The organism is Bartonella sp. AP30XZML (assembly GCF_042195945.1).
Lineage (GTDB): Bacteria > Pseudomonadota > Alphaproteobacteria > Rhizobiales > Rhizobiaceae > Bartonella.
The window spans coordinates 25839-37938 of the sequence record NZ_JBHIPJ010000077.1 but is presented as its reverse complement, the minus strand read 5'-3'; the positions used below and the strand labels follow the sequence as shown (position 1 = coordinate 37938).

Here is a 12100-nt window from a genome sequence, read left to right as displayed (position 1 = left end):
GATTTAATCGATTTTAAGGATAATTTTACCAAAAACATCACGACTCTCCATTCGTTTTAAAGCTGTATCAATTTCATCCAGCCCAACGATTGTATCAATGACAGGGTGTACGGCTTTTTGTGCCATTTTTTGCATGGCATTTTTCATATTTTCCATACGGCAGCCAAATGAACCGAATATCTTGAGCTGTTGCTGGAATAATTGCATGAGATTTATTGGTGCTGAAACACCAGAGGTAGAACCGCAAGTCACTAAGCGTGCTCCTTTTTTCATACATAACAGAGAACCGTTCCATGTATCGACACCAACATGCTCAAAAACAACATCAACACCTTTTTTTTGGGTTAATTTACGCACTACACCTTCAAAACGATCTTTACGATAATTAATCACATGATCTGCCCCAAGAGAGTGCGCTTTTGCAATTTTTTCATCTGAACCTACAGTTGTGATAACTGTACAGCCCATGTGTTTTGCAAGTTGAATGGCTGCAGAACCAATACCTGAGCCACCAGCCTGTACCAGGATTGTTTCTCCTGCTTGTAGTTTTGCGTTATCGAAAAGCATATGTTCTACGGTACCAAAAGTAATTGGAGCAACTGCTGCTTGCAATTCATCACATTGGGGAGGTGATGGAACTAATAAACGTGCTGGCAAATTGACAAGCTCACACGCAAATCCATCAAGGTGAAAACCATAGACTCCCTTTACATTACTGCAAAGATTATCCCGTCCTTCATGACAAGCTTGGCATACTCCGCAGGTTTGTGCACCATAAATTGAGACAATCTGTCCAAGTTGGAGATGTTCAACGCCATCTCCTATTTGTATAACCTCACCAGAGGCTTCTGCACCAATGATGAGTGGCATTTTTCTTTTCGCAAAAGCCATGCCACGCCATCCCCATACATCAATATGATTAAGAGCAACGGCTTTTATCCGCACAGTTACTTCACCTATACTAGGTGAAGATGGCGGGGAAATATTGGTGATTTCAAGCCGACGATCATCGAAGAGTTTCAGTGCACGCATTATCATCCCCCTTAAATATATTATTGGTTAGCGTTATAAAATTTTATTATTAAAGGATTATCCTTTATATGCAGTGATAACAAGACTCATATTTTGACCACCAAATCCAAATGAGTTTGACAAAACCGCATTGACACAGGACTTACGGCTATGATGAGGAACAACATCTAAAGGGATAGTAGGGTCAGGATTATCATAATTTATTGTCGGTGGAAGTATTCCCGATTGAATGGTTAAAAGCGAAAAAACCGCTTCTATTGCACCAGCAGCAGTTAATGTATGCCCAATCATTGATTTATTAGAAGAGACAGGAATATGCTCTAAAAGATCACCGAATACTGTTGATAATGCAAGATATTCCATTTTCTCATTTTCAGGTGTTGAAGTTCCGTGGGCATTAATATAGTCAATTTCATTGATGGTTATTTTTGCATCGTCTAAAGCTTTGCGAACGGATTCAATTGCTGGTGATGCATCGGGTTTTGAACGTGTACGGTGAAAGTCATCGGCGGTTTCTCCACAGCCAGCTAAAATTCCTAAAACTGTAGCATTACGGTTTAATGCGCTTTGAAGAGATTCAAGAACAAGAGCGCCTGAGCCTTCTGCCATAACAAAACCATCTCGATCACGGCTAAAGGGTTTTGCTGCTTTTTCTGGAGGCTCATTCTGAGTTGAAAGAGCAGATAGTAGCGAAAAACGAATAAGAGATTCTGCTGAAACTGATCCATCTGTCGCAATTATGAGAGCTCTATTTGTCTCTCTCCGTCTAATAGACTCAACACCTAATTGAATTGCTGTTGCACCAGATGCACAGGCAGTGGAAAGTGTAACAGGAAGTCCTTTTGTGCCAAATGTTTTTTGAAGTTTTTCTGCAATTGCACCAAATTGTGTGGATTCAAAAAGCGTCTCATGGAGTTTATCCTTACAGACTTTAAGAAGATGTGCATAAGAAGGCTCATTATTGAATTCTTCCTCTTGATCAAGACTAAAACGTGCTTTCCATTCAAGTTCAACAGGAGGAGCAGCTAGAAAGAGTGGTCCATTAAAATTTTTTTTATCAATAGTAGCTTGTTCTAAAGCTTCTTCAGCAGAAAGATGTGCAAGCTTCTCAGAGAGAGCTGAAGCACCAAGTGTACTTTCTTTAAGAAAATCAATTGTTCCAGCAATATATGTATTTAATCCCTCAACGGGAAAACGTGTTATTTTGTGGATACCACTTACACCGCTAGTTAATTTTTGCCAATTTTCATGTTTCCCTTGTCCCAGTGATGTGACAATGCCTGCACCAGTTATTGCTACAAGTGGACGCCCAAAATGATCATGATATTTCACTATAGAAATTCCCCTTCAAACAGCAGTAAGACGCACAATACCTTCAGCTCTTTTTATACCAATCGTTGTAACAAATATTTCACGTACTTCTTTAGAAAAAGGTTTTTCATGAGGACTTAACACTGGAAAACCGCGTTTTTTTTCAATTGAAAGTGCTGCAAGAGCTAGAGCTAGAGGAAATTGTGCTTCCCGCATATAACCAAATAATGTTGTAATGCCACGGTAAAATAGATCAGCATTATCAAGAGCATTTTGTTCTGCTTTTGTTGCTTCGTGAGCTCCTGAGGCTGCTGAAATGGCTAAGGCAGATTTAGCGCCCGCAGTTTTTAACATTGTTGCAATTGAATCTCTAAGTGGAATTTTGGTTCTATCTGTTTGGTCTGTAATAATTTGGCTAATTTCAGCATAAGCACGTGCGTTGCGTTTTTTGGCATGTTCTCCACTTTCAATAACTAGGAAGATCCCACCAGAACCTGCTATGACACCGCCGCCTGGATAGATTCCACGATCCCACACTGGGCTCCATCCATTATGGGTTAAAAGACCACCAAGCTCATGCGCCAACAACATATCATAACTTTGTGCATTATAGGAACTTCCTACAAGAGCATGGGTACTTTGACCTGATTTAATACGAGCTACAGCAATTTGAAGTGCAGAAAGACCACTGCCTTCTTCTCCCATAAATGTACGAGATGATCCAGTGACTTTATGAACAATTGAAATGTTTCCTGCCAAAAGGTTTGAAAGTTGTGCCAAAAATAATGTTGGACGAAGTTCAGTTGAAAGAGCAACATTTAACATAGAAGCATGATCGGCAACTGCGCGCGCTTTAGAAAGAATCTGTGTATCAACAGTAATATCACGTTCTCCCCCACTTGCCGCTACGATCATATCCATTGTTGAAGTGAGTTGTTCATTATTTTTTATGCCGGCATCATCAAGAGCAAGACCAGCCGCATAGGTACCAAGACGCTGCCATGTTCCCATTTGCCGTTGATCACTTTTTTTAGGAATTTGTAAACTCCAATCAATTTCGGGCAATTTATGAACCGTGTAAGGTGAAAAAGTTGTATAATCTAGGTTTGGTGTACGGATTGGATCATTTAAGAGATTCCAATGTTGATCAGTTCCTGCCCCCAGAGAGCTTATGAGACCTATACCAGTAATGAATACAGATTGATCAAGCATGGCGAAAAAACTACTCCGCCTGTTTTAAGGCAACGAGATCATCAATTTTTGCACAAAGGTTTTTAAGAACAAAGTATTCTTCTGTTGCAACGGTACCTTCGTTGACTTCTTGTGTCCATTGTTCTAGAGGGACTTTTATTCCGAAAGCTTTATCAATAGCGAAAACAATATCAAGAAAATCAAGACTGTCGATTCCTAAATCGTCAATTGTATGACTCTCAGGTGTAATTGTATTGCGATCAATTTCACTGATTTCTGCAATGATATCAGCAACTTTATCAAACGTGGAAGGCAATGTACGGATTCCTTATTATAGAGTTAGTAAATTCAAAATACATTTAATATTGTTCTTCTAGCCTTTTTTCTCTTTAAAAAAAAGACTTAATCCAGAATATAGCTGTCTTTATCTATAGAGAAAAGAGGTTTACAGTACATGAAATACTATATCTCAATATTTAAAAAACTTTGAAATTTTATTGCGCATTTATTTTACAAGACTATTTTTTCTATTGGCAGCAAGGACAGCAAGGGCTGTTATATTAACAACTCCCCGGGAAGTTACTGAAGGCGTTAAGATATGGGCGGGACGTGCTGCCCCGATTAGAATAGGACCAACATGGAGTGCATTTGTGAGGCTTTTAACAGTGTTGAGCGTGATATTGGCTGAATCAAGTGTTGGAAAGACAAGCAAATTAGCTTCACTTTTAAGACGAGAATTAGGAAAAACACGATCACGAAAAACTTTGGAAAGGGCAGCATCAGCATGCATTTCACCATCTGCTTCTAAATCAGGGTGTAATTTGGCAAGAATTTCTGTTGCACGTCGCATTTTACGCGCACTTTCTGTGTTTTTAGAACCAAAGTTTGAGTGTGATAATAAGGCTGCTTTTGGTGTTATTCCAAATGCTTCAACTTCTTGAGCTGCCAACACAGTCATTTCAGCGATTTCTTCTGCAGAAGGATTTTCATTGACGTAAGTATCTGTGAGGAAAAGAGTACGTTGTTGAGAGATAAGCAAACTCATAGCAGAAAAACGGTGAACATGAGGATCAAGACCGATAATTTGTTCAATCAATTCAAGTTGACGTTCAAAGCGTCCTTCTAAGCCGCAAATCATTGCATCTGCTTCTTCACGCATAACGGCAAGGGCAGCAATAGCCGTTGTTGATGTTCTCACTACTGTTTTTGCCATTTCAGGCGTAACACCACGCCTCCCTGTATAATGAAAAAATAAATTAACATAATCACGAAAACGTGGATCATCTTCAGGGTTTGTTAATTCAAAATCTATACCAGGACGAATTCTTAAACCAAAGCGTTTTAATCTTGCTTCTACGACATGTGGACGGCCGATAAGGAGGGGCGTTGCTGTTTGTTCTTCAATGACAACTTGTGCTGCACGAAGGACGCGTTCATCTTCACCATTGGCATAGATGACGCGTTTACGTTTTGCTGTTTTTGCTGCAGCAAAAACAGGTTTCATTGTTAAACCAGAAAGAAAGACAAATCGATTGAGGATATCATAGTAGGCCTCCATATCTTCAATGGGACGAATGGCGACACCAGTTGTCATTGCTGCTTTAGCAACAGCGGGAGCAATACGCAGTATTAAACGCGGATCAAAAGGAGAGGGGATCAGATAGTCTGGTCCAAAATTGGGTGGTTCTTTCGAGTATGCACGTGCTACAACATCTGAAGTTTCTTCACGTGCAAGGGCAGCAATCGCATGAACAGCGGCCATTTTCATTTCTTCATTAATTGCACTAGCACCTACGTCTAATGCACCACGGAAGATATAGGGAAAACAAAGGACATTATTAACTTGATTGGGATAATCAGAGCGTCCTGTGCAGATCATTGCATCTGGTCGTATAGAGCGTGCTTCTTCAGGCATAATTTCTGGTACTGGATTAGCCAGTGCTAAAATGAGTGGATTTTGAGCCATTCTTTTAAGATATTCAGGCTTTAAAACACCACCCGCAGATAGGCCTAGAAAAATATCCGCATCATCAATAATATCAGATAAAGTTCGTGCGTCCGTTTTTTGTGCGTAATTGATTTTCCAACGATCCATAAGGGTCTTGCGACCTTCATAAACAACTCCCTCTAAGTCACTAAGCCAAATATTTTCAACTTTTGCCCCAAGACGAACCAAAAGATTAAGGCAAGCGAGGGCAGCAGCACCTGCACCTGAGGTAACTATTTTTGCATTTTCAATTTTTTTTCCTGAAAGATTTAAGGCATTTAATACAGCCGCAGAAACGATAATGGCAGTTCCATGTTGGTCATCATGAAAAACTGGAATTTTCATTTTAGCACGAAGTTTTTCTTCGATGTCAAAACATTCAGGAGCCTTAATGTCTTCAAGATTAATACCACCAAATGTAGGTTCTAAGGTCGATATTGTTTGTACCATTTGTTCTATATCGGATGCATCAATTTCAATATCAAAAACATCAATATTCGCAAATTTTTTAAATAAAACGGCCTTGCCTTCCATAACTGGCTTGGAAGCGAGTGGACCAATGTTCCCTAAACCAAGAACAGCAGTTCCATTGGATATAACAGCGACTAAATTAGCACGGGAGGTATATTGAGCAGCAAGATTGGGATCTTCATGAATCGCAAGACATGGTGCTGCAACGCCTGGAGAATAAGCAAGAGCTAAATCACGTTGATTATCAAGAGGTTTTGTTGCTTGTATTTCCAATTTTCCAGGTTTTGGGTGTTGGTGATAAAAAAGTGCGGCACTGTCAAGTTCAGCTTTTGGTGAACTGAAATCACTATTTTGTTCTCTAGACATTTTTATGATATCCAAGTTAGCGTATGTGTATATGAGATGTTCCATCTACGATAAGGTTTTGTCCACTAATAAATCCTCATTTCTCTGAATATCAAAATGTATGAGTATGAGAAAACTCTTCTGGATCGTAAAACCAGTTTGATAATTCTTTTTGTTTGTGTGCATGAATAATTTCATTGATAGCAGCACGATTAGTTTTTTCTTTCCTTAATAAAACCCGTAAAAATTGATTAGTCTACAAACGAATAAAATATTACTAATAATTACATTACCAAGCCATTATTTTTTTTGCAATGCTTACAACTTAAGGAAAGAAAAGAAGAGTGCTTTCTATTAACTTCATCTTCTTTATTTAAATTTCTATAGGGAGGTAGAAGAAATTTTAAATAACAATTTGCAATTTATAAATTATTTTTGCAGCTATTTAAAAGGAAATTGGAACTTTAAAAATGGGAGTTGTTTTATTTATTATTCAATTGAACTCTTAATAATGCGAACTTTATAATTTATAATGAATCATCTCGTATGTTGAATGAGAAATTTGAATACAATAAGATTCTTTTAGCTCAAATTCACCTAATATAATAAAAAATATTTACTTAGATAATTCAACGAGAGTAATATGTGGATAAAAAACATTAAAAAAAATAAATAGAAGTGTTTCTATGAGCTATTTTAATACAAAAGCATGAATTTTTTTCACAATTAATAAAAATAATTATTACCGATTTTGTACCTTTATGAAACTATGAAAAATAAAGGAGTTAAGAAAAAGATAAGGAAATAGAAGACATGCTTTATCATTCTTAGAATGATACGTTGTTTGATAAGCCATTACGCTTCTTTAGGGTTATTGCTTAGGATGTCAAAGAAAACCGCATGCCAATTATCCCAACCTTTGAAGTACAAAGCTACAGTTGAAAAAAAAGCATTCTATGATGAGCCATTAAAACAACTGGAGAGAGAAAGTGGAAAAATATCTTTTTCCACTTTCTTATTTGTTATTGGATTCGACCACTTGCATGAGCAAGCATAGTATAAACTTTTCCGGTATCTGATATCAAGTACTTGCGAACTGAGTTGGAAGAGCCAGAACTGCGCGATATATCACGTAAGAGCTTTTCGAAATCCGTAACATATTGATTCACTGAACGTTTAAACCCAAAATCGCTCATATATTTTTTCTTAATCATTTCAAATATTTTTTGTCCATTTAAGGTATAAAGGCGTTCTGTTACGATGTTTTTTTGTCCACGTTGATAATGATCCCATAGCTCAACAATGGCATTGTGATTAATAGCTTGCACTATACCAGAAGCTAATGAATTAAGAGAGCAGTTTGCAGGAGATGGTTTTGTTTGCACTGATGTTAAAACATCATCACTAGGGGGAGCATCATAAAATGTTTCTTCACGTGAAGCTCTTTCTAAGAGATTTGATACCCATTTATTTGGTCTTTTTTTGCTTTGATCTTGTTGCAAAATAGGCTTAGGTGGCACAATCTTTTTAACAGACTCAGTGGAACTGTCACTTTTTTGATTAAACATTGATGATGTAGGAAATGCTGATATTAGCTGTTTTTGTGCGCTCTTTTGATCATTTTGTATAACACTGACTAAATCTTGTAACGCTGTAATCTGTTCATTCAAAGCTGTGCGAATTGTTTGCGTTGTTTCTTTTGTTTTTTCTGGAAGTTTTTTTACATTTTCATTGATATCATTATTAATCTTTGAAAGCTCTAAACGAACTTCATCAGCGGAGCGACGTATATCTTCTGCTGCTTCTGAAAAACGCGTTGATGCTTCACTAACAAGCTTATTAAGTGATTGTTGGAATGAATTTGTGGAGTTACGCGCATTCTTATCAGAGCGTTCAAGTGCTAAGTTGAAGATTTTTTCATAATGCCCAATCATTTGATTAATTTCATGAGACTTTGAAACAAGAGCATCGCTTAATACAGAAAGCGTATTATGTTTTTCTTCAAGTGTTGCACTAAGTGAATTTTCAGACTGTTCAAGAACATGAATAGTTTGGGAAAGTGTCTTTGCATGTTCACCAAAACTACTCGTTATATGATTAATTTGTTCAAAGGTACTCTTTGAAAGTCCTTGCAGAATTTCAACATTAGTATTGAGCGCTTGATTTGAGGCTGACAAACGCTCTGCTACTTGGTCCGTGTTGCGGAAAAAATTATTCGTACTCTCATTAAACTGCCCATCAATATTTTGAACAGCCGATAATAAAACATTACTATTTTCCTGAAAATTGTAAATTGATTGATTCAACTGTGTTAAGATGGATGAGACATTATTAACAAGCTCTTCCTTCATAATCGTTATTGTTTGAAGTGTTTCAGAGTTAGCTTTGGTTAAGCTATTCACTAAAGATTCATTATGTGCATAAATTCTTTGTTCAGCATTTTGTGTGGAAAGAGAGAGTTGTTCACCGATATGCTGTGTTAAAGAATCAATTGATTCTGTCGTATTTTGCGCTGCTTGATTTAAGTGATTTGTAAGCTCTGTTATTTTTCCAACATGTTCTGAAATTTGTGTTGTTGTTTGATTTCCAGCATCTTCCAGACGGCTCGTTACATCAGAGAGTTGATATCCTAAATTATTTTTAAGATTTTGCATAGAGTGATGAAGAACATCACAGCGTTCATTAAGAACTTGTTCTATTGCTGTTGTTGATGTGTGAATAGTTTCATTCAATAATGCTTGTGCATTATGACTGGCTGTTGCGAAAGCTTCGACAGTATGCGCTGTTTGTTCAGACAGAACTGACAGAACTTTTTCACTGGTATCATAAACAGTTTTTTTGACATTTGATACAATGCGATTGCCTGATTCTGAGAGAATATTTTCTGCTTGTGCAGTAACATTTGTAACAGATGAAAGAATTTGTTCACTCGTAGAAGAAAGAATATCAGAAGCTTTTATAATCTTATTATGCAGGTTATCTGTCACTGTATTAACAGAGTCTTCTAAGGTTACACGCATATTGTCAACACTGCTTTCCAGCGCTTGTTGAATTATCTGACTTTGCTCATTATTAATCATGAGAGACGTTTTTAATGTGTCAGAACGTTCCTCAATAACAGATGTTTGCATATCAATGGCTTCACAGATTTGGCTAAATTTTTCAGATAATGTTTCCTCTAGCGTTGTTGTCCGTTCAAAAATTTTGTGTGCACGATCTTCTAGATCTGTATCGAATGATTCCATACGTGTTTCAAGGGTTTCAAAGAAAACACCACTCGATTGAGAGAGCGTATTCTTTAAAATTTCGGCATGGCTTTCAAGGTTTTTGATATGATCTTGAACCGTTTCAGTAATGTTTTTATTATTGGCGACAATTGCACTCTCAACTAAATCTATTTGTTGTTTCAATGCAACATCGACACGTATATCACTTTTTGCAATGAGATTATGGATTGTTTCCATGCGTTGTTCAAGTGTGCGTGCTTGATCGGCAAGAACTTCATTGAGAGAAAAACTATTAATCGCTAAAGAGTCGCGCAGAGCATCGGCACGGATATCAATATTTCTCGCTTGTGCTTCTAAAGCATCTTGGGTTGTATTACAACTTTGTACAATGACATCTTGTAACTTTTCAGTGCATTGAATGATGTTTGTAATATGATTTTCAGCTTGTTTATCAACGACTTGAACATTGTCAGCCAAAACTTTTTCAATATGAGAAGTATTTTGGGATAAAACATCAATTTGATTTCTTAATGTATCCGCAATTTTATTCTTCTCGTTATCGAGCATGTCTGCCATAAGAGCTCGTTGATCAGAAAGTTGTACTTTAAAATCTTGTGAACGTTCTTGTATGATATCAACAATGGCATTGTCGACATATTGAATTTCTTCTCTCAGACTTTCTTTACTTTTATCAATTGCAGAAAGAATAGCTTCACGTCCATTTGTAAATGCATGGGTAATGTCTGCTGTTTTTTCTTGGAGGTTCTCATTTATTTTCAAGACATGAGCTTCCAAGAAGTTACCAAGTTTTTCAGCATTATCCTCTAAAGCCTGACTGCGTTCTATAAAGGAATCAATGATGGAATCACTATGTTCTTTAAGAGAAAGATCAACCGTTGCTAAACGTTGTTCAAAGGCTCCAATTGCTTGCGAGGTTACGTTATCAAATTTAGAAGAGAGTTTATGTGCTTGGTCGTCGAGCTTTAAGATCTTCTCATCAAAATTCTGTAGAGATTGATTATTACGATCAATAAGAGCTTTATCCAAGGCTTTAAACTTTTCATCGACAGCGTGCAAAGTTTGATCTGTTACTGCTTGTATATGTGTTGCAATTTTAGCAACATGTACTTCTGCTTTTTCAGCTGTTTCATTAAAAGTTTTTTCTATTTGTTTTTCATTATGATCAAATCGTTTTGCAAAGCCATCGAAGTTTTTTCCTAATTCATGAAAAAATTCCGTGTTTTTCTGCTGAATTTGTGTTGTTGTTTTGTTAAATTTTTCAACAAGCTGATTTGTTACGCCATCACCAGCATAGGAAAGTTTTTCAACGAGGTCTTCGCCTTGTTTTTGTAAAGTTTGAGAAAGGGTTTGTGCAAGCTTTTCAACATTGGTTACAATGTTAGAGGTAACCAAACCAAATTCATCACTCAGTTGTTCTTGGGTTCCTTTAATTGTTGATTGTACGCGATCTGCATGATTCAAAATGGCTATGCGTTCATTACTCAATTCTTTGATTAATGTGTGAATGCGTGATTCATTTTCAGCATAGGCTTGTTCTAGATTATGAACTTCACCTTGTATGATTGCTTCAAGTTCAACAGCACGTCCGAGGGTACGTTCAATACCTTCGTTCATTGCTGCTACTTCTTCACGAATGGTTTGCCCTATAGCAATAGCTTGTTTTTCAGATAGATGTTGTGGTTCACTAAGGCGCTGTGCAGCATTGGTCATAAGAAGCGCAATATTATGCAAGTCGTTTGAACGTTTTGTTAATTGAGCAACGCCCCAAGATATAAGGATAGGAATTGCTGTTCCGGCTGCTACAGCAAGTCCTGTTGGGGATGTAACAAAAGTGCTGATATTGGATAAGGAGCTGAGTCCGGTAGGTGCGAGCTTATGCGCAATAAAAGCTCCTCCCGTTGCCCATAAAGCACTAAGCGCTGTTGTATACCAGTAGACTCGAGAGGAAGAACGCTGCTTGAATGGTCCAAAATTTACAGGGGTTGTTATATCATCATTTGCGGGAAGAAGTTTTGTAGGCAATAATGTATTATGAACAGTTCCACCTGAAATATCAGGTGAAGGTTTTGGAGCAAAAAGCTGTTCAACAACGGATTTATCAATAACAGCTTCATCATGAATATTAGAAACAAAAGTTGACGTACCGTTTTCAGCAAAAAATTCTTCTTCTGCCATTGCAATTTTTTGAATCAGATCATCGACATTAACAACATTTTCAGAATTATTGGATGATATTGTTTCAAATCCTGTGTCATCGAAATCAAAGTTCATAGCTTTTGTGAGGGCTTCTTCAACTTCAACTTCAAATGTTTGCAATTTTGTTCTGCGTGCCATACTCGCCTCGTACTCTTACAGCCGGAAAAGGGATACGTCCTCTTCCACATAATTTCTACATACTAGCTGTTAATTATTTAGAAAGGAATATGCTTAGGGAAAAATTTTAAAAACTTATCAAGATAAAGTTAACGCGGTTTCTTATACCCTGTTTAAAAATGTTATAAAATATAGTGAAAAC

6 protein-coding genes are annotated in these 12100 nt (G+C 37.1%); all 6 read right to left on the bottom strand.

The window, feature by feature from the left end; genetic code table 11:
• Positions 1 to 3 precede the first annotated feature (3 nt).
• Positions 4 to 1032 (bottom strand): zinc-binding dehydrogenase, encoded by a 1029-nt coding sequence (locus ACFIL2_RS05565; RefSeq protein WP_375633158.1) that lies wholly within the window; start codon positions 1030 to 1032, stop codon positions 4 to 6.
• 57 nt (positions 1033 to 1089) lie between these two features.
• Positions 1090 to 2364, bottom strand: coding sequence for a beta-ketoacyl-ACP synthase (locus tag ACFIL2_RS05560; protein WP_375633157.1), 1275 nt, complete (start codon positions 2362 to 2364; stop codon positions 1090 to 1092).
• Positions 2365 to 2379: 15 nt separating this feature from the next.
• On the bottom strand, positions 2380 to 3555 hold the full coding sequence (locus tag ACFIL2_RS05555; protein ID WP_375634480.1) for a beta-ketoacyl-ACP synthase: 1176 nt from the start codon (positions 3553 to 3555) through the stop codon (positions 2380 to 2382).
• 10 nt (positions 3556 to 3565) lie between these two features.
• Complete coding sequence (locus ACFIL2_RS05550; RefSeq protein ID WP_005773457.1) at positions 3566 to 3850, bottom strand: acyl carrier protein; 285 nt, start codon at positions 3848 to 3850, stop codon at positions 3566 to 3568.
• 189 nt (positions 3851 to 4039) lie between these two features.
• Positions 4040 to 6358, bottom strand: a complete 2319-nt coding sequence (locus ACFIL2_RS05545; RefSeq protein ID WP_375618513.1) for an NADP-dependent malic enzyme — start codon at positions 6356 to 6358, stop codon at positions 4040 to 4042.
• 1001 nt (positions 6359 to 7359) lie between these two features.
• A complete protein-coding gene (locus ACFIL2_RS05540) occupies positions 7360 to 11919 on the bottom strand; it encodes a hypothetical protein (RefSeq protein ID WP_375633155.1) in 4560 nt (1519 codons plus the stop codon).
• Between the last annotated feature and the right edge of the window lie 181 nt (positions 11920 to 12100).